Source organism: Mycobacterium sp. GA-1199 (assembly GCF_001500045.1).
Lineage (GTDB): Bacteria > Actinomycetota > Actinomycetes > Mycobacteriales > Mycobacteriaceae > Mycobacterium.
Genome location: NZ_LQIX01000007.1, coordinates 1 through 20,128, shown reverse-complemented (window position 1 = coordinate 20,128; position 20,128 = coordinate 1). Strand labels below are relative to the sequence as shown.

Sequence of the window (20,128 nt, the reverse complement as noted above, 5' to 3'; positions counted from 1 at the left end):
GCTGCATATCAAGGCGGTATGCGGTGCACCGTTTTCGGCACGGGATATCTGGGAGCCACCCACGCGGCGGGTATGGCCGAACTGGGCCACGAGGTGCTCGGCGTAGACGTCGATACCGGCAAGGTCGCCAAACTCGCAGCGGGCGAAGCCCCGTTCTACGAGCCTGGGCTACGGAAAGTATTGAGCGACAACATATCTGCCGGACGCTTGATGTTCACCACCGACTACGACGCTGCGGCCGGGTTCGCCGACCTGCACTTCCTCGCCGTCGGCACGCCGCAGAAGAAGGGGGAGTTCGCCGCCGATCTGCGTCATGTCCACGCCGTCATCGACATGCTGGTTCCGCGGCTGCGCCGGTCGGCCGTGATCGTCGGCAAGTCCACGGTGCCGGTCGGCACCGCCGCCGAACTTGGCGTACGGGCGCGCGCGTTGGCGCCGACGGGAGTGGACGTCGAGTTGGCCTGGAACCCGGAGTTCCTGCGCGAGGGCTTTGCCGTGCATGACACGCTTCATCCCGATCGGATTGTGCTTGGCGTACAACCGGATTCGTGTGCCACCGAGGCGACGATCCGCGAACTGTACGCCCCGCTGCTGGAACTGCAGGTCCCCCTGCTGGTCACCGATCTGCAAACCGCCGAGCTGGTCAAGGTGTCGGCCAACGCGTTCCTCGCCACGAAGATCTCGTTCATCAACGCGATCTCCGAAGTCTGCGAGGCGGTCGACGCCGACGTGACGCTTCTCGCCGACGCGTTGGGGTATGACCCCCGGATCGGGCGCCGCTTCCTCAACGCCGGACTGGGTTTCGGAGGCGGTTGCCTGCCCAAGGACATCCGCGCGTTCATGGCCCGCGCCGGTGAACTCGGCGCCAACCATGCCCTGACGTTCCTGCGCGAGGTGGACGCCATCAATATGCGGCGGCGCAGCAGGATGGTGGAACTGGCAACCGTCGCGTGCGGCGGTTCGCTGCTCGGTGCCAACATCGCCGTACTCGGGGCCGCGTTCAAACCCGAGTCCGACGACGTGCGCGACTCACCGGCTCTCAACGTCGCCGGAATGCTGCAACTCAAGGGCGCCACCGTCAACGTCTACGACCCGAAGGCGATGGACAACTCCCGCCGCCAGTTTCCGACGCTGACCTATTCGACGTCGGTGGCCGAAGCGTGTGAACGGGCCGATGCCGTACTGGTGCTCACCGAATGGCGCGAATTCGTCGAATTGGACCCCGCCGACCTCGCCGGTGTGGTACGCGCGAAAGTCGTTGTCGACGGCCGCAATTGCCTCGACATCGACCGCTGGACGAACGCCGGCTGGCAGATCCACTGCCTGGGCCGGGGCGTGACGCCTCAGAATCGGTAGGCTCGGCCGCGTGGAACCGATTCGTCCGGCGCGGCACGGCGGACCCATCCGTCACCGAATCCGCTGGCTTGCGGTGCACGGCTTCGTGCGCGGTGCCTCGAAGCTGCTCGCCCGCCGCGGCGATCCCCAGGGCCGGATGATCGCCGATCCGACCGTTCGAGCCGACCCGGTTGCGTTCGCCGACGATCTGCGCGCGCGGGGGCCGATGGTGGAGGCCGCCATTGTGCACCTCACCGTCGACCACGCGATCGCCAACGACCTGCTGAGAAGCGACGACTTCGAGGTTCTGCCGATCGGCTCCAATCTGCCCAAACCGGTGCAATGGGTTGCAAACCGCACCAAAACCGACCTGCTCCATCCCCTCGAACCGCCGTCGATGTTGGCGGTGGAACCCCCGGACCACACCCGGTACCGAAAGCTGGTGTCGTCGGTGTTCACCCCCAGAGCCGTTGCCGCGCTGAGGGACCGGGTGCAAGAGACCGCCGAATCTCTGCTCGACGAACTCGCGGGAGCCGGCACGGTCGACATCGTCGACCGCTACTGCGCCCAGCTACCGGTCGCGGTGATCGGCGACATCCTCGGCGTTCCCGACGCCGACAGATCACGCGTCCTGGAGTTCGGCGAACGAGGGGCGGCGAGCCTCGACATCGGCCTGACCTGGCCGCAGTACCGCACCGTGTACCGCAGCGTGGTCGGCTTCAACGAATGGCTGTCCGGGCACCTCGAAGCGCTGCGACGCAACCCCGGCGACGACCTGATGAGCCAGCTGATCGCGGCGTCCGACGACGGTGCCCGGCTCAACCAGCAGGAACTGATGGCTACCGCCGGCCTCGTGCTGGCCGCGGGGTTCGAGACGACGGTCAACCTGCTGAGCAACGGAATCCGGATGCTGCTCGACAATCCGCAGCACCTCGAGACGCTGGCGCAGCGGCCCGAGCTCTGGCCGACCGCCGTCGAGGAGATCCTGCGCCTGGACCCGCCGGTGCAGCTCACCGCGCGCAGGGCGACGAAGCACACCGAGATCGCGGGCCATCGGATCCCCCGCGGCAGGGCCGTGCTCATCTACATCGCCGGCGCCAACCGCGACCCCAACGTGTTCGACGACCCGGACCGCTTCGACCTCGAACGGGAGAACGCGGGAAGACACCTGTCGTTCTCCGGTGGCAGGCATTTCTGCCTCGGATCTGCCCTGGCCCGCGCTGAGGGCGAGGTCGGGCTGCGGGCGTTCTTCGAGCGTTTCCCCGGCGCGCGACTGGCAGGTGAGGGCAGCAGGCGCGAGACGCGGGTGTTGCGGGGGTGGGCGTCGCTGCCGATCGCCCTGGGCACCGCCCGCTCGACGATTAGTTCACCGGCCTGACAGGGTCTACCCCTTCGAGGAACGGAGGGATTCATGTCGGTTGACCATGTGCTCGCGGTCGTGCCCGTGACTGACGTCGAGGCCAGCGGCCGGTGGTACGCCGAGTTGTTCGGCCCCCCGCCCGACAACAACCCGATGCCCACGCTGGTGGAGTGGCAGGTGCGCCCCGGCGCCTGGGTGCAGGTGTTCAGCGATCCGGCGCGCGCCGGAAGCGGTCTGCTCAACTTCGCCGTCGACGACCTGGAGCGCCACCTCGTTGAACTGCGTGAGCGCGGCCTCGATCCCGACGAAATCGTCGCGGCCAGTAAGGGTGTGCGGCTGTCGAAGATCGAAGATCCCGACGGCAACGAGATCGGCATTATCGGGGGTTTCCGCGTCGAGTATTGAGTACGTTCGGGGGCGTGGATTTCCGAGCCGCGCTGCTCGACCAGACCCGCGAATTCGGGGAACTGATCCGCAGTGCAGACCCCTCGACGCCGGTGACGACCTGTCCCGACTGGACGCTCAAACAACTGTTCCGCCACGTCGGTCGTGGTAACCGGTGGGCGGCACAGATCATCGCCGAACGCCGGATGTCGGCGCTGGATCCGCGCGAGGTGCGCGACGGCAAACCACCCGACGACCCCGACGGGGCGATCGACTGGCTCAACGAGGGCGCGCAACTGGTGGTTGATGCGGTCGAGCGGGCAGGGGCGGCGACCCGGGTGTGGACCTTCCGCGGCCCGCGCCCTGCGGGTTGGTGGATCCGCCGCCGGCTACACGAGGTCACCGTCCACCACGCGGATGCGGCGCTGGCCGTTGGGGCCGAATACGACCCACCGCCCGAGCTGGGCGCCGACGCGATCAGCGAATGGGTCGAACTGATGGTCGGCCCCGGTGCGCAACCCGCGCTGGATCACGGCAGAAGCATCCACATGCACGCCACCGACGACGGGCTGGGGCCGACCGGGGAGTGGACCATCGTCCACGACGAGGACGGCGTCTGGTGGTCGCACAACCACAGCAAGGCCGACACTGCTCTGCGCGGAAGCGCCGCCGACCTGCTGCTGGCGATCACGCGCCGACGCACGGCCGCTGACCTGGGCATCGAAGTGCTGGGCGACGCCGCGGTGTGGAACGGTTGGCTGGAGCGCACGTCGTTCTGAGTGGCGTAGTTTCTCGACCATGACCAATTTGACACGCTGAAGCGCTACGGCTTTCGGCTCAACGAGTTTGCACCGGCGGCGAACCAGGAAGCGGAGCGGCGGTGTTGCCCGGATGCGCTGGAGGCGGCGGAACTTGCGTCGCCTCGGTGGGGCCCGGGATCTGTGGCAGCTGTCCGGCAGGAGGAGCAGGATATTCGTTCGGGGGAGGATCCTCGCAGTGCCCTTCGCCTGTTTCAAGGTCGTCCACCCATATACCCCCGTTATTAACGCAGCAGCCCTCGTCCGCAGATAACAGTGTGCCCTTGTCGATTTTTCCCTCGATGTAGAGATCTTCCGCGATGCGTACACACGCTTCATAACGGTCCCAATCGAGCCCCTTGCGTTTGGCGCATGCGGTGGCGGGGTCGTCGAGTGTGCTTGTTGTGCTTCCCAAGAGGAGTGCGGATGTTAGTACTGTGGCGGCGCCAAAGGTTGCTAGAAATGGCATGAGTACCACCTACTTTCGGGCCGTCGCCATTGCGATTGACAGGTCGACAACCAGATCGCCGTGATCGACGAAGTCTTGCCACTGGGCGACGACATCGTCTTCGAGTCCTTGCCGGCGGTCGTCGTCGGCGCCTAACACCAGGCCGGCGATCGGTGTGACTTGAAGGTATTGCCAAAGGAATTCGGCTGGCGGGGGAAGCCTCAACGTCTTCGTCATGGTTTTGACGGCCACGTCTTGGAAGTGGGCGCCCTCGAGCAGCTGGCCTAGTTCGTTCTCGCTCACCGAGAAGACCGCTCGTAGGAAGCCGGGGAGATCGGGGTTGATGTGGCGGCCAAGTGCGTCGACCATGATCTCGAACATCCGCGGCATGGCTCCCGGCACGTTGATCGCGACACGACCACCCGGCGACAGCACCCGCCACATCTCGCTCACTGCCGCGGCTCGGTCGCGAAAAAACATCAGCCCAAGCTGACACAACGCTAAGTCGTAGGCCTCATCGGCAAGCGGGAGAGCTTCGGCGCTTCCCTCCCGCCACTCAATTGCGGCGTCGGACGGTGCGGCGCTTGCGCGGGCAACCTCCAGCATTTCAGGGGTGAGATCCACTCCGATGACTTTCCCTGTGGTCCCCACCCGTTCGGCGGCCAGGCGGGTGACGACGCCGGTTCCGCACGCGATGTCGACGGCATATTCGCCCGACTCGGGCGCGGCCGCCTTGATGAGATCGTCGGCCAGCGGCGCGGGAATGAGCGGGACGAAATTGGCCGCGTAATTCTCGGCTTCGGTTCGCCGGAGATCACTGTAATCAACTTGTTGAGACATGGTGAGACGGTACGAACGGGAACGCTATCGTCGCGTCGACCGAATCGACCATTTCGCCGCGATGCCCGTGGTCAGTTCTGACCACTCGTACCTCAGATGAGGTGGTGCTCGTAGGCGTAGGCGGTGGCCGCCGACCGGGACGACAAGCCGAGCTTCGTGAAGATGTTCTGCAGATGGCGCGCGACGGTGTGCTCGCTGAGCACGAGGCTCGCGCCGATCTCTCGGTTGGTCTTGCCAGCGGCGACAAGCCGTAACACCTCGCATTCGCGTGCGGTCAGCATGCCCTTCGGGCCCTGCGGACTCCCGACGAGTTCGACCAAGCGTTCCATGTCTGGCTTGGCGCCGAGCCGCTCAAAGTCGTCACGCGCGGCGTCGAATTCCATTGCCGCGGAGTCGAAGTCCCCAAGCGTTCGGCACGCCAGCCCGGTCTCAACCCGAGTCCGAGCGGCTTCGTAAGGCATTGCCAGGTCCCGCCAACCGGCCGATGCCCGACGCAGGGCAGCAAGGGCCCCCGCCGTGTCGCCCTCGGCCAGCAGGGTCGACCCGTCGGCGTGAGCGGCGATCGCGCGCAGGAACGAAGCGTCGATGGTTTCGGCGAGCCCGGACAGTTCGTCGGCGCTCGTCCGCGCCGCCGCGACGTCGCCGCTCGTGAGCATGATCTCAACGTGAGCTGCCAATGCGGCCGGCCGGCCAAAGGGACCTAAGCCTTCGTCCACTGCCCGGCGGATGGCGGTTGTCGCGGCGTCGAGGTTTCCCTCGGCCAGTCGGAGCAAAGCCAAGCCGGGCAACGGGTCTCGTCCGGATTGGTGGGCCTGCCGGTATGCGGTATCGGCCGCGACGAATTCGCCGCGCAGCCGATGCAGCTCCGCTTGCTGGTAGGCGGCCAGCCCGAAAGTAGGGTGCGGCGTCGGGTGTGACAGGTGTTCGCAGGCCTGACAGGCTGCGGTCGTCGCCTTGGACCATTCGCCGTGGATCTGCAGGATTTGCGCGCGATGCACGAGGCATTGGCCACGGTAGGGGACGAGGCCAGGTTGGGCGTCACACCAATCGCTCAATGCCACGGTCCACTCGGTTGCACGCCGCAGGTCGAAGGCGCCCATGCACGTCTCGATGACGGCGCAGTAGACGATGCCGGCGGGGATGGGCGACACTTCGCCCGCGGTGACACTCACCATCGCTTCATCGAGCAGCGCCACACCCCGCGCCGTCTCACCGCCGGTGACCGACGCCTGACCTTGCCCCAACCGAGCGAGGGCCGCCAGGTCGGGGTCGGCGAACCGTGCCGCGATCTTGCCGGCCTCGGCGCACATCGCAAACGATTCGGCCGAGTCCCCACTCGTCCACAACTGAAGGGCCGCGGCTACGAGTAGGTAACCGCGGGCGGCGCAGTCCAGCTTGCCGTCCTCCACGAGCCGACCTACCCGCGCGAGCCAACCGCCACCGCGTGCGCCGTTGCCTGCAAGCAGCTGTGTGAGCGCCAACCAGAATCCACACTCTGCAGCGCGGGCGGGGTCGTCGCGCGCCAAGTGTGCGGAGTAGGCCTGTTCCCAGGCTCGAGTGCTTTCCTCGTCCCTGCCCAGCAGGTACGTCGCAATGGCGAGGCGTTCGAGATCGTTCGCATCGAGATCGCGCTGCGCGCTGGCCTGGCCCAGGGTCTCGTAGACCTCGGGCCATGCCCGGTGTTCAAAGGCGTTCCGCGCACTGTCGGTGGCCGCCATCATCTCAGTCTGGCGCATTGTGAGGCGACACGGGTGCCGATCGCCGGCCGGTCGGCGTCGCCAGCACCGTGGCGATGCCCGTCGTCAGCGGTACCGACAATGCCAGCGCGATGCCGCCCACCGCCGAGCGGGCGATCTCGATGGCGACACTCTCGCTGGTGAGCACGTCGCCCAGCGCCCGATTCGCCACGCTGAACAACAGCAGCAAGGGCAACGCGCTGCCCGCATAGGCCAATACCAGCGTGTAGACAGTGCTCGCGATGTGGTCACGTCCCACGCGCATTGCGCCCAGGTAGATCGTCCGCCGCGAGTTGCCCTCGAGCTCGGCCAGCTCGAACACCGTCGAGGCCTGAGTGACCGTGACGTCGTTGAGCACACCGAGCGACCCGATGATGAACCCGGCCAGCAGTAGGCCGGTGATCGATACGTTGCCCAGGTAGGCTGCGACCTCGTTGTTGCGATCTTCCGAGAGACCCGTCAGGTGAGCCAATTCGATTGCGCCCCAAGAGAGCAACGCGGCAAGCAGCAGCGAGGTGAGTGTGCCGAGCAGGGCCGCGCTGGTCCGCAAGCTGACGCCGTGCGCCAGGTAGATGACGGCATAGAGGATCAGCGCTGAGGCCACCAGCGCGACGGGAACGGCCGCGGCGCCGTCGCGCAGCGCCGGCAGCATGAACACCACGAGCACCAGGAACGCGACCACGATGCCGATGAGTGCGCGGAACCCCCGCCAGCCGGCGACCACGACCACCACGACGGCGAACGCCACGGCGAGCGCGACGAGCGGCCATGTCCGTTCGTAGTCGTAGAACGAGTAGGTGGTGGTGCCGGTCGCATCGACCTGACGGCTGATCCTGACCTCGTCACCGGGGGCGAGGTTGGGTTGCCCGGGGCCACCGCTGAATTCGAGCAGGGTCGCCGCACCCTTGTTGGGCCCGGATTCGATGGCGATCAGCGCCTGCACGCACTCGGCGCCGTCGCCTGCGGCGGGGACGGGATCGGCGGTGAGCACCTGACCGACCGACGGGCTGCCGCATGTTGTCGTGCTGCTCGAGCGGACCAGCCCCGATTCGGTGGTGACGGCGCCGCCCTCGGCGTTCTGAAACGGCAGCGGGATCTCGGTCTTCTGCTGGCTCGGCCACAGCCACGCGGTTCCCGCCACGACGGCCACGCCAATCGCTATCAGGAGGCCGACGACGACCTTCGCGGCGATCGGTCCCAGCGGTGCCGGGCCGGTCGGAAAGTGTGAGTGGGAGTGGGAGTGTGAGTGCGCCACGCGGCCAGGGTAGAGGCAGCTCGCCTACTGGGACGCCGCTACTGCCGGTAGCTGACCAGGAAGTTGCCCAGCCGTTCGATCGCGTTCGCCAGTTCGCGAGCCCACGGCAACGTCACGATGCGCAGGTGATCCGGTGTCGGCCAATTGAATCCGGTGCCCTGGGTGACCAGCATCTTCTCCTGCAGCAGTAGATCCAGAACCAGCTGCTCGTCGTCGACGATGTCGTAGACTTCGGGATCCAGCCGGGGGAAGGCGTACAGCGCGCCTTGCGGTTTCACGCAGGACACCCCGGGAATCTCGTTCAGCATCTGCCAGGCCACATCGCGCTGCTCCAGCAGCCGGCCGCCGGGCAGGACCAGCTCCTCGATGCTCTGATGCCCACCGAGGGCGACCTGGATCGCATGCTGCGCAGGAACATTCGGGCACAATCGCATGTTCGCGAGCAGGCTGATTCCCTCGATGAAACTGGTGGCGTTCTCCTTCGGCCCGGTGATCACCAGCCAGCCCGCCCGATAACCCGCCACCCGGTATGCCTTCGACAATCCGTTGAAGGTCAGGGTCAGCACATCGGGTGCCACCGATGCCGTCGCGATGTGCTCGGAGTCGTCGTAAAGGATCTTGTCGTAGATCTCGTCGGACAGCAGAAGCAGCTCGTGTTTACGTGCCAAATCGGCGATCTGCGTGAGGGTTTCGCGCGTATAGACCGCGCCGGTCGGGTTGTTCGGATTGATCACGACGATCGCCTTCGTGCGCTCGGTGATCTTGGATTCCAGGTCGGCGATGTCAGGCATCCAGCCCTGTGTCTCGTCGCACAGGTAGTGCACCGGAGTGCCTCCCGCCAACGAGGTGCACGCGGTCCACAGTGGATAGTCGGGCGCCGGAATCAGCACCTGGTCTCCGTTGTCGAGCAACGCCTGCAACGTCATCTGGATCAACTCGGACGCGCCGTTACCGAGGTACACGTCGTCGACGTCGAATCGCGGGAAGCCGTCGACGAGTTCGTAACGGGTGAACACCGCGCGCCGCGCGGGCATGATGCCCTTGGAATCGGAGTAGCCCTGGGCATACGGCAGGGCCGCGATGATGTCGCGCATGATCACGTCTGGCGCTTCGAACCCGAACGGCGCGGGGTTGCCGATGTTCAGCTTGAGGATGCGGTGACCCTCGGCCTCCAAGCGTGACGCGTGCTCGTGCACCGGTCCGCGGATCTCGTACAGGACGTCCTGCAGCTTTGACGACTGCGTGAACGTGCGCTGCCGCGGTGCGTGCCCGGCGGCGTGGATCGGCACGTGGTGGGTGGTCACGTCGTTCATGCTCTCACTTCTGTCCAGCGATTAACCAAAATCGCCGGTCACCGGGTCATCGTTTGCCCGGGGGACGAGCGCCTCTGGCGATTCCCAGTCCCTTCACCGGAGGTGGTTCGGGCTGGTCTCCGTTGTCCCCGCCGGAAGGCTCAGGGGCGGCGCCGGATTCGCCGTCATCCGTCGGCTCCGGTTGTGCGGCGGGTTTCGACTCAGCGGGCGGCTGTGCCGGTGCGGCCGATTTCTTGGCTCCGGGCCGGCGCGCGCCCGGGGCGATGCCGAGGCCCTTGACCTCAGGTTCGGGCTTGGTTTCCAGGCCCCGGTCGGAGTCGGCGGTGTCGGTCTTGGCGCCCGGCGCCGCCTTGTCCGGGTCCACGTTCGGCGGTTGGGTGACGGTCGCCTCGCCCTCGTTGGGCGACGCGGCCTGGGCCTTCTTCTTCGCACCTGGCCGCTTGGCGCCTGCGGCGATGCCGAGACCTTTGACCTCGGGCTCCGGCTTGGCCCCGGCTTCGGGCCCGGCCTCCGGCTTGGCTTCGGTCTGGGCGGGAGCCGCCGGCGCGGCCTTCTTCGCGCCGGGCCGCTTGGCGCCTGCGGCGATTCCGAGCCCCTTGGCGGGTGCCGCTGTGGCCGCGGGCTTTTCGTCGGCCGCAGGCTTGTCGCCGGCGGGAGCGGCGGTCTTCTTGGCGCCGGGTCGCTTGGCGCCGCCGGCGATCCCGAGGCCCTTGACCGGTTTGGTTTCAGTCGCCGTGGCGGCCTCGGCCTTCGGGGATGGCGCGGCCTCGGACTCGGCCTGCGCCTCAGCTTCGGCCTCGGCCTCGGCGGGGGCCTCCTTTACGGGCGCTTCGGCGGCCAGCTTGGCGGCGCGTTCCTCGGCCTCCTTGGCCGCGGTGCCCTTCTCCGGCAGCGTGATGGTGCTCTTGTCCAGCGAACCCAGCAGCAGCTGGGCCACGTCGAGCACCTCGGCCTTCTCCACCTCGCGGGCGGCCGAGACCTCGTCGACACCGTCGGTGATCATCACGCGGCAGAACGGGCAGCCGGTCGCGATGGTCGAGGCGGTGTCCATGGCCTCCTCGGTGCGCTCGGTGTTGACGCGCTTTCCGATGTGTTCTTCCATCCACATCCGCGCGCCGCCGGCGCCGCAGCACAGACCCCGATCGGCGTGGCGGGGCATTTCGGTCAGCTTCGCGCCGGACGCCCCGATCAGCTCACGCGGCGCCGAGTACTCCTTGTTGTGCCGTCCCAGGTAGCACGGATCGTGGTAGGTGATGTCCGCCCCACCGTCAGCGGGCGTGACCGGAATCAGCTTCTTGTCGCGCACCAGCCGGTTCAGCAGCTGCGTGTGGTGCAACACCGTGAAGTTGCCACCGACCTGCGGATATTCGCGCCCCAGCGTGTTGAAGCAGTGCGGGCAGGTCACAACGATCTTGCGGTCCACCCGCTCGACGCCCTCGAACAACTCGTTGAGCGTCTCCACGTTCTGCGCGGCCAACTGCTGGAACAGGAACTCGTTGCCCGAGCGGCGCGCCGAGTCGCCGTTGCAGGTCTCGCCCTCGCCGAGCACCAGGTACTTCACGCCCGCGGCGGCCAGCAGTTCGGCCACGGCCTTGGTGGTCTTTTTCGCGCGGTCCTCGTAGGCGCCTGCACAGCCCACCCAGAACAGGTACTCGTAGCCGTCGAACGACTCCACGTCCTTGCCGTACACCGGCACGTCGAAGTCGACCTCGTCGATCCAGTTGGTGCGGTCCTTGGCGTTCTGGCCCCACGGGTTGCCCTTGGTCTCCAGGTTCTTGAACAGCACGCCGAGCTCGCCGGGGAACTCGGACTCCATCATCACCTGGTAGCGGCGCATGTCGACGATGTGGTCGATGTGTTCGATGTCGACGGGGCACTGCTCGACGCAGGCGCCGCACGTCGTGCAGGACCACAGCACGTCGGGGTCGATGACGCCGCCCTGTTCCTCGGTGCCCACCAGCGGCCTGGTGGCCTGCTCGGGACCCGACCCCAGGATCCGTTCGAAGCCGGACTCGGGGACGTGCTCGTGCGAGTGTTGCTCGGATTTCTTCTCGCCGCGCAGTTCCTCACCGAGGCCGCCCTCGGGGGTGTTCTCCAGCGGCGACTCCTTGTCGCCGAGGATGTAGGGCGCCTTGGCGAACAGGTGGTCGCGCAGGTTCATGATCACGAGCTTGGGCGACAGCGGCTTACCGGTGTTCCACGCCGGGCACTGCGACTGGCACCGACCGCACTCGGTGCACGTGGTCATGTCGAGGTAGGCCTTCCACGTGAAGTCCTCGATCTTGCCGCGGCCCAACACCGCATCCTCCGGCGGATCCTCGAAGTCGATCTGCTTGCCCTCGTACTCGACGGGCAGCAGCGGGCCGAGCCCGTCGGGCATCCGCTTGAACGTGACGTTGATCGGTGCCAGGCCGATGTGCAGGTGCTTGGAGTGCAGCACGATCAGCAGGAACACCAGCATCACCGCGATGTGGGCCAGCAGCGCGATGGTCTCGATCCACGAGTTGGCGGTGTAGCCCAGCGGGCTCATCAGCCATCCCATGAACTGGGAGAAGAACGCGCCGTTGCCGTACGGCAGGGCGTCGGTGTTGACCGCGGCGCCGCGCACCAGCGCGTAGGTCCAGATGACGTTGAAGATCATGAACAGGATCAGCCAGGCGCCGCCGGTGTGCGATCCGTAGAACCGCGAATCGCGGCCGTGCTGCTTGGGCTCCTGCCTCGCCCGGATGATCGCGAACGTGATGATGCCGAGCAGCACCGCGACGGCGAAGAAGTCCTGCAGAAAGCCCAGAACGTCCCAGCGGCCGATGATCGGGATGTGGAAATCGTGGTCGAAGAGCAGGCCGTACGCCTCGAGGTAGACCGACGCGAGGATGAAAAAGCCCCACATCGTGAAGAAGTGGGCCAGGCCGGGCAGGGACCACTTGAGCAGTCGGGTTTGCCCGAATACCTCTTCGATCTGCGTGGTGATGCGCTTGCCGAGGTTGTCCTTGCGATTGTTCTCGGGGCTGGTGGGTGCACCGGAGCGGATCAACGTCGTCAGCCAGAGCACACGTTTGGCGGCGAAGACCAGGACGAGGGCCGTCAGCCCTAGCCCGACGACGAGCCTGATCAGCATCTGCGTATCCACCGCGCGCCTCCCATTCTCAAGTTACTCAAGGGTAACTTATCGTTAGTTACCGGCGGGTAACTTAACTCAGGCCTGCTCAAGCCCGGGAGTCATAGTTGCATCTCCAAAGGAAACACCGCTACGAAGGTTGTCCTAACTACGCACCGTCGGTCGGGCTGGACTCGTCGGGCACCGAGTCGGTACCCGTTTGCTCGTCGCTCGAATCCGGGACGACGGGATCACCCTCAGGTGATGGAGCGCCGTTGCCGGGCCCGGGATCGATCGGCGGATGAGCGTTCGTCGGCGGCGGGGGTGTCCAGGCCGGCGCGGCCGGCGCCGACTGTGCAGCAGGCGCCGGGCGCGGGCTGCGCTGCTGGGGTGTGGACGATCGCTGGGCCGGTTGCACGACGACCGTGGTGAGTTGGGGGGCCGGCGGCGCCGGGGGTGCTGGAGTGGGAGCCGGCGCCGCAGGCGCGGGGGATGGCGTGCCTTCGGGAGTGAGGACGGTCGCCGCCTCGACCGGGGTGGCGGTGTCACCGCGCAATTGCATGACGCCGAACAGGGCCGTGGTGATCACCGCGGCGGCTGCGGCCAGGCTGAACAAGACGAGCGGGGAACGTCGCGGCGCCGCTTCGTCCTGCCACTGCTCATGCTGGAAGTGAAGGTCGGGGCGGGAATCGGCGAAGCGCAGGGGCTCATCCTGCCGGTCGTCCTCGGACCAGGCCAGCGCGGCCAACGTGCCCGACGATGGCCCGGTCTCGACTCGGACGGTGGCTTCCTCGATCCCGGCGGGCGCGAGAGTGGTCGCGGGCTCGACGACGCGCCGGTGCTGGGCGAGCAGAGCGGTCCCGACGGCGGCGGCCAGCTGCGGGTGCGCGGTGGTCACCACGGGCACCCGCAGGTGTTCGGACAGCTTCTGCGTGAGCAACGGGATGCGTGCGCCGCCGCCGACGGTCGCGACCGCTGAAACCGCAGCCGCCGGAACCCCGTAGCGTTCGAGCGTCTCGTCCACCGCGGCAAGGAAATCGGTGACGGGACGCTGCATGATCCCCTCGAGCTCGGCGCGGGTGACCCGGATATCTGCGCGGTGTCCGGGCAGATCGACGGTGACGGCCGTCGCGGTGTGCGCCGACAACCGCTCCTTGGCGGCGCGGCACTCGTCGCGTAGCCGCGCCAGCGAACCGACGACAGCCGTCCCAGACGGGTCCGCGCCGGGGGGCAGCGACGTCATCACATGCGTCAGAAGCGCCTGGTCCACCAGATCACCGGAAAGATCGGCGAACCGGACGGTCTCGCCGACCACCGCGTGGCCCGAGGACGCGTTGACGAGCGTGATGCTGGTGCCGCTGCCGCCGAAGTCGCAGAGCACGACGACGCCGCGAGAGGGTAGGCCCGGATCGGCGTTCAGCGCGGCCAGAGCGGCGGTCGCGTCCGACACCACCGGCACGTCGCCGCCCAGGGCGCGGCGCAGCGAGTCGGCGACCGACGGGCGCCAGTGCGCGGGTACGGCGACCGCGATGTCCTCGGCCGGCTGCGTGAGTGTGCGCAGCGCCTCGGTGAGTAGCTGCTCGGGGCGATGGGCGGAGCCGTCGGGGGCGATGAGCGGAACGGGGTCGCCGACACGATCGACGAAGCCGGTGAGTCGCTGTCCGTGCAGCGTGAGTTCGGAGGGCCGGATCATCGCGGCGTGGCCGTCACGGGTCGCGGCGAGGTAGGTCGCGCCGACCGAAACACCCACCGGCCGGTCCGGGTTCGCCTGGGGATTGAACATGGCATGACGCTATGGCGCTACGTCGGCGTGCGGATCCGGTGCAGGACCCGTCGTCGGCCGGGGCGGTTAGGGGATCTCCGTTAGGGGATGGCGGCGCACTGGGGGATCACGACTGCGGCGTCAGCATGGCCCGCAGCATCGACAACATCTCCGAGCGGGATTCCGCGCCGAGCCGACGGCGGATCCGTGCGACGTGGTGTTCGACGGTCTTCGCCGAGATGAACAACTGCGCTCCGATGTCGCGGTAGGGCATGCCGAGGAGCAGCAGTTCGGCGACTTCGCGCTCGCGGTCGGACAGTCGGGATGACACGGGCCGTGCCGAGCCGGCCCGCGCGGTCTGGTGCGCCGCGAGCGGATCGGCCCCGGGTGCGTCGTCGGGGGCGACGGTCTGCTTCAGATCGCGCGCGAGCTGCAGCATGGCGCCGGACACCCGGCCATCGGGTGTCTGCAGTGCGGCCTGACCGGCCAGCCGGGTCGCATCCCAGGTGAGACCCACCTGCGCGAGCAGCCGTGCAGCCGTGGTCACCTCGTCGGTGTCGACGTGATGGGCCAGTACCCGCAACCAGGTGCGGCCCGCAGTGGCCAGCGTCTTGGCGAAGGCGCTGTGCGCGGCCGCGGCGGTCAGCGCCTGGCCGTGCGGGGCGACGGCGTCCGGGGCGTTGGCGAGGATGCCCGCATGCACGCCGGCCCAGTGCAGGGGAGTCGACCACAACATGGGCTCGCCGAGAGAGCCGAGCAGTGCGAAGGCCTCGTCGAGGGTGTGCTGCAGCCGGTCGATCTGACGCATCCGGGATGCGGCCACCCACAGTTCACCGAGCGGAAGTAGAGAGAAGAGGTCCATCGAGTACTCGGCCAGCACCTCCACCGCCGCGTACCAGTGCTTCTGCATGGCGCCGGTGTCACCGCTGCGCCGGGCGATCGCTGTCTGCAGCGCGGCTGCCCACAACGCGTCGCGGCGGTGCAGCGGGGAGGTGTCGCCATCTGCGCACGCGACCGCCACGTCGGACGTCGCGGCGGGCAGTTGTCCGTCCTGCATCCGCACCCAGCCCAGCAGCAGCCGGTGTCTGCGGGCGACGAAAAGCGCGGTCTCCGAACCGTCTTCGAGACCGGCGCGCACCGCTCGGGCGATCACGCTGCGGGCCCGTACCGGATCACCGCCGTGCAGGGCGGCCAGGGTCACCAGCGCCGCGGGGCTGTCGGGGGCCACGCCTGCCGCGGGCTGGTCCGCGGTGATCGCCTGCCCCAACCGGGAGACGGTGGCGGGGTACGGCGCGTCCAACGACATCAACAGGCCCTCGGCGAGGCTGCGCGCGGCGCGGGCCATGGAGGTGGGTGGGCCGGTGCTGTCGGCGGACAACGCCGCCCGGGCGGCCGGCAGGTCACCGGCGGCCAGTGTCACCACAGCGCCGGCCGCGCTCACGAAGGGGTCCGGATACGGGCCCAGCCAGCGGAACAGGTCCGCGGCCTGCGCTGCGCTGCCATCGTGCAGCGCGATGCTGGCCGCGATCCGGACCGCCGCGGCCTTCTCGGCCGCATCGTCGGAGCCGAGCAGTTGATCGGTGAGCCGGCCCGCGGTGCCGCAGTCACCGGTCAGTGCCAGCGCGTCGGCCAGCCGCGGGCTCAACGTGGTCGCCCCCGCATCGACGGCGGCGCGGTAAAGCCGTGCCGCCCTTGCTGGTTGGCCATGACTGCGGGCGGCCATATCGGCCAGCGCGGTCGCCAACCGATCGTCGCGCAGCCCGTGCTCGGCCATCTGGAGCGCCAACTGCTGTGTGAGCGTGGACGATTCGAGTTGCGACACCAGAAGCGCAACCTCAGTGTCGTGATGCCGTGCCGTGCCGAGGATCTGGGCGACGCATCGGTGCAGTGTCCGCACGAAGGCTCGGCTGTAGGACGGCTCGACCAGACCCGTGGCGCGGGCGCGATCGACCACCGCGTATGCCTGTTCGGCGCCGATCCGCAACGCCGCAGCGACGTCGTCGGGACCGAGTTCTCTGCTCAGAGAGGTGATCAGAAGGGTGTCGAGCGTCGCGTCGTCGAGGCGGCGCAGCCGTTCGGTCAATGCGTACGTCACCGCCTGCAGGACCGCCGTCGCCGGTGCCTCGTCCTGCGGTTCGGTGACGGCCGTTATCGCCGGCTGCAGCAGGAACGGCAGGCCCGCCGTCGCCACGGCAAGGGATCGCACCATATCGGATGGCGGTGTGCCACCTAGCTTTTCGGTGACAAGGCTCGCCACGTCTCCCGGGGCCAGTGGTCCGAGGCTGACGATCGGGTTCTCGCGTTCGATCGCCGTGAACAGGGCGCGTATCGCCGGGCGGTGCGCGATGGGCTCACTGCTCACGACGAGGGTCGAAGGCAGATCCGACACCCGTTGGGCGAGCCGGTCGATTTCGTCGTCGTCCAGCAGCTGGGCATCGTCGATGACGACCGCGGCCCCCGGATCGTCATCGGCGCGCGGTATGCGGGTGAGCACGGATATGCCCGCGGCGCGCAGCGCGGTTCGGACGGCGGTCAACACCGAACTCTTGCCGGTGCCGATCCCGCCCGACACCAGCAGTTTGACCGGCTCGGTCGGCGCGGCCACCAGCGCTGCGACCGCCTCGCGCGCGGGCGGCGGGATGTCCGGCCGGGGGTCCGACGCGGTCATGGGCCTATGGCGCGTCCGGAACGGGGAGGTCCGGCTCCGGTTCGACCGATGTGGTGGGCGGGTCGGTGGTCGGCGGCTGGGTGGTCGTCGGCTGCGTGGTGGTGGGACGCGTCGTCGTGGTGGTGGGTTGCGTGGTCGTGGTCGTCGTCGTGGTGGTTGTGGTTGCCGGCGTCGTGGTTGTGGTGGTGGGTGTCGTCGTGGTCGTCGTCTCGGGCGGCGGCGGTGGGGGGACCACGCTGGTGGTCGGGCGCCCATCGGTTCCCGTGACGGTAACCGTCTGTGGTGCAACCGAAGTCGTCGTCTCCGGTGAGGGTCCGGATTCAAACGTGGTCGCGGTCTCGGTGACGGGAGAGCTGTCGCCGGTCGTGCTGGTCAGCGTGACCGCGAGGCCACCGGCGGCCAACAGTGCGGCCGCAGCAGCCGCGCCGAAGAGCACCACCGGCCTGCGGTACCACGGCAGCGGTTCGGGTTCCGGTTCGTACTGCTCTTCCTCGTGGGCGAAGTCCATCGCGGGCCGAGCGCCGGTTCCGCCCGCTTCGAACGTGTAATCCTCACCGGCATAGGGGACCGGCTCATCGGCGGGCGAGTCGTCCTGCGACCACGCCAGCGCGCGGAACGTCGCCGAGCCCGCGCCGTCGGCGGCCGACTCGGCGGCCGCGACGCCCGCGGCTCCGGCGGCCCACGCGGCGGCGGACATGCTCGTCGGCGCCATCCCGGTCGGCGCATCGGCGGCGGCAGCCATCCCGGTGGCGGCGTCGGCGGCGTCGGCGATCAGCGCGGCGCCCGCTGCGACGTTGAGTTGGGACTGCGGCGTGGTGATGACCGGTGCGCGCAGCCGGGTCGACAGCTGCTGGGTGACCATCGGGATGTTCGCCCCACCGCCGACGGTCGCGACGGCCGAGACATTCGCCGGCGGAATGTTGTTGCGCTGCAACGTCTCCTGGACGGCATTGAGCACCCCGTCGAGCGGCTCGCTGATCAGCTGCTCCAATTCGGTGCGGGTGACGCGCACGTCGGCGTTGAAGCCGGGCAGGTCGGCGTGGACGACCGCGGCGGTATCGGCCGACAGTTGTTCCTTGGCCACGCGGGCCTCGTTGCGCAGCCGGGCCAGGGAACTGACGGCGGCGGTGCCCGCGGGGTCGGCGTCGTTGGCCGCCGCGATGCCCGCTACGACGTGGTTGAGCAGGAGCTGATCGATCTGGTCGCCGGAGAAGTCCGCGTAGCGCACTGTTTCTCCGATCGGGCCCAAGTCGGCCCCCGCGTCGGCCAGGCTGATGCTGGTTCCGCTGCCGCCGAAATCGCACAGCACCACCACGCCGCTCGACGGCAACCCGGGTGCGGCCTGAAGCGCGGCGAGCGCGGCCGCCGAATCCGGCACCAGCGTCGGCGCCACCCCGTCGGGAGCCAGGCCCGGCGCGGCACGCAGGGCCCCCGCCAGCGCGCCAGTGGTGGCGGCTCCCCAGTGCGCGGGCACCGCGATCACGACCGGTGCACCGCCGCCCACCGTGCGCGCCATGGCGTCGAGCGCCTCGACCAGCACCCGCTCGCCGCGATGCGGCGAACCATCGGCGGCCACCAACGGGACCGGGTCGCCGACGCGTTCGACGAAACCGCTCAGCACCATGCCGGGTTGATTCAGGTTGGGGTTCTCGGCTGGCACGCCGACCTCCGGCGCGCGATCGTCGTAGACGGTGAGTATCGATCGGCGCATGACCGGTGGACGGCCGATGCGGGCCGCCACCAAGTTGGTCGAACCGATCGACAACCCGAGTGAGTCGCTCATCTTCACCTTTGCATTTGGGTGCATTCGGACCCGGCCATCACGATAGCGGCTCGATGGCTTCGGACACCGGAGCTGCCCCTAGTGGGAGAAAATCCCCTAACGCGGCATCCCCTAACGACGCGGCCGAGCAGGTGGGTTTCGCACCGATCACCGCGGCGTTCGCCGTCGATAGCATCGTGGCAGGCCACTCGGCTAGGCCTTGTCTCTAGCCATATATCTGTTTGAGGGAGGGAGGGTGTTTCATGGCCAACGAGTTACTTGACTTCGTCATGTCGGTGGTGCGTGATCCCGACGTTGCTGCGCGTTTCGCCGCCGATCCGGATCAAGCCATGCTCGACGCCAATCTGACGAACGTGACCAGTGCCGATGTCCACGCCCTGATCCCGGTGGTGTCGGAGTCCATGTCGGCGCTTCCGACGACTGTTCCGACCGCGCTGGACGGCGGCATCGCCGAAGCCGCGAGCAACGTCTGGAGCAGCGGAGCGGCCACCGCCGCCTTCGACGCGTTCGGCGACCACGTACCGGCCGCTGTGGTGGATGACGTGTCCACCGCGTTGATCTCCGACCCGGGGGTCCCCGAACTCGCCGAGCCGGATGTCCCCAGCGTCCCCGGCGCGGACGACACTTCGTTGCAGTTGGACCAGCCGGTGATCTCCGACGTCGTCGACGACGCCCCGACCGTCGACGACTTCAGCGACGCGGTGGCCGATGTGCAGCAGCTCGACATCGACGCGGGCGGATTCGACATCTTCGACTGAAACGCAAAACCGACCGAATGCGCGGTCCCCTCCAGGGGCCGCGCATTCTGTTGTTTCGGCTGGAGAATGCGGGCCTCCGAGGCGAACCCCCGCCATCCCCTAATCCCCTAACGGCACCCCTACTCCGATCCCGGGACGGTGCCGCGCAGGGAGGGGCCGAGACCCCGTTTCAGGGCCGTCGCGTCGGCCATAACGTGGTTCTCAGCTCGCCGGACAGCCCGGCGACCAGACCAAGACCAACATCTTCGAAAGGATCCGACATGAACCTCATCGACTGGTTTCTGAACCTGTTCCGCGACCCCGTCTCCGCTGCCGCGTTCGTGGCGGACCCCGACCGCGAACTCCACCAGGCCGGCTTCGGCAACGTCTCGGCCGCCCAGGTGCAGGCCGTGGCGGCCACGGTGGCGCCCGCGGCGGTGGTGCATGGTGGTGGTGATCCGGTGGTGGGTTTGCAGCAGGCGGTGGCCCAGACTCACGGGATCGCGTTCGCTCCGCAGCGGCAGACCGAGGTGTTGTCCAACAACGACACGCTCAGCCACAACGACACCCGGTTCTTGAGCCCGGAGACCAACACGGTCAACCATGCCGGTGA

General features: G+C 68.1%; 14 protein-coding genes. 6 read left to right on the top strand and 8 right to left on the bottom strand.

The features are described from left to right. Positions 1–18 precede the first annotated feature (18 nt). Genes AU198_RS06445 through AU198_RS06430 form a run of 4 tightly spaced genes read left to right on the top strand, consistent with a single transcriptional unit; the run spans position 19 to position 3,858 of the window. On the top strand, positions 19–1,356 hold the full coding sequence (locus AU198_RS06445) for a UDP-glucose dehydrogenase family protein (RefSeq protein ID WP_064346769.1): 1,338 nt from the start codon (positions 19–21) through the stop codon (positions 1,354–1,356). 46 nt (positions 1,357–1,402) lie between these two features. Then, a complete protein-coding gene (locus AU198_RS06440) occupies positions 1,403–2,713 on the top strand; it encodes a cytochrome P450 (protein WP_231744595.1) in 1,311 nt (436 codons plus the stop codon). Positions 2,714–2,746: 33 nt separating this feature from the next. Next, complete coding sequence (locus tag AU198_RS06435) at positions 2,747–3,100, top strand: VOC family protein (protein WP_064346767.1); 354 nt, start codon at positions 2,747–2,749, stop codon at positions 3,098–3,100. Between the two features lie 14 nt (positions 3,101–3,114). After that, positions 3,115–3,858, top strand: a complete 744-nt coding sequence (locus tag AU198_RS06430; RefSeq protein WP_064346765.1) for a maleylpyruvate isomerase family mycothiol-dependent enzyme — start codon at positions 3,115–3,117, stop codon at positions 3,856–3,858. A 496-nt stretch (positions 3,859–4,354) separates the two neighbouring features. Here the strand turns inward: AU198_RS06430 and AU198_RS06425 are convergent, their stop codons facing one another. From AU198_RS06425 to AU198_RS06390, 8 genes are all read right to left on the bottom strand, one after another. Beyond that, a complete protein-coding gene (locus AU198_RS06425) occupies positions 4,355–5,164 on the bottom strand; it encodes a class I SAM-dependent methyltransferase (protein ID WP_064346764.1) in 810 nt (269 codons plus the stop codon). A gap of 92 nt (positions 5,165–5,256) precedes the next feature. Then, complete coding sequence (locus AU198_RS06420; protein ID WP_231744591.1) at positions 5,257–6,882, bottom strand: LuxR family transcriptional regulator; 1,626 nt, start codon at positions 6,880–6,882, stop codon at positions 5,257–5,259. A 4-nt stretch (positions 6,883–6,886) separates the two neighbouring features. Beyond that, complete coding sequence (locus AU198_RS06415) at positions 6,887–8,155, bottom strand: YibE/F family protein (protein WP_156431509.1); 1,269 nt, start codon at positions 8,153–8,155, stop codon at positions 6,887–6,889. A 38-nt stretch (positions 8,156–8,193) separates the two neighbouring features. After that, positions 8,194–9,468: a pyridoxal phosphate-dependent aminotransferase gene (locus AU198_RS06410; RefSeq protein ID WP_064346761.1), complete on the bottom strand. Its 1,275-nt coding sequence runs from the start codon at positions 9,466–9,468 to the stop codon at positions 8,194–8,196. Positions 9,469–9,514: 46 nt separating this feature from the next. Continuing rightward, positions 9,515–12,598, bottom strand: coding sequence for a heterodisulfide reductase-related iron-sulfur binding cluster (locus AU198_RS06405; RefSeq protein WP_064346760.1), 3,084 nt, complete (start codon positions 12,596–12,598; stop codon positions 9,515–9,517). Between the two features lie 136 nt (positions 12,599–12,734). Further along, positions 12,735–14,348 (bottom strand): Hsp70 family protein, encoded by a 1,614-nt coding sequence (locus AU198_RS06400; RefSeq protein WP_064346758.1) that lies wholly within the window; start codon positions 14,346–14,348, stop codon positions 12,735–12,737. Between the two features lie 106 nt (positions 14,349–14,454). After that, complete coding sequence (gene iniR, locus AU198_RS06395; RefSeq protein WP_064346756.1) at positions 14,455–16,995, bottom strand: isoniazid response ATPase/transcriptional regulator IniR; 2,541 nt, start codon at positions 16,993–16,995, stop codon at positions 14,455–14,457. A gap of 4 nt (positions 16,996–16,999) precedes the next feature. Further along, a complete protein-coding gene (locus AU198_RS06390; RefSeq protein WP_064346934.1) occupies positions 17,000–18,778 on the bottom strand; it encodes an Hsp70 family protein in 1,779 nt (592 codons plus the stop codon). A 242-nt stretch (positions 18,779–19,020) separates the two neighbouring features. Between AU198_RS06390 and AU198_RS06385 the strand changes: the two genes are divergently transcribed. Continuing rightward, positions 19,021–19,536, top strand: coding sequence for an Rv0340 family IniB-related protein (locus AU198_RS06385; RefSeq protein ID WP_064346754.1), 516 nt, complete (start codon positions 19,021–19,023; stop codon positions 19,534–19,536). A 260-nt stretch (positions 19,537–19,796) separates the two neighbouring features. Continuing rightward, positions 19,797–20,128 (top strand): IniB N-terminal domain-containing protein (locus AU198_RS06380; protein ID WP_197416038.1); only part of this gene is annotated, 332 nt, incomplete at its 3' end.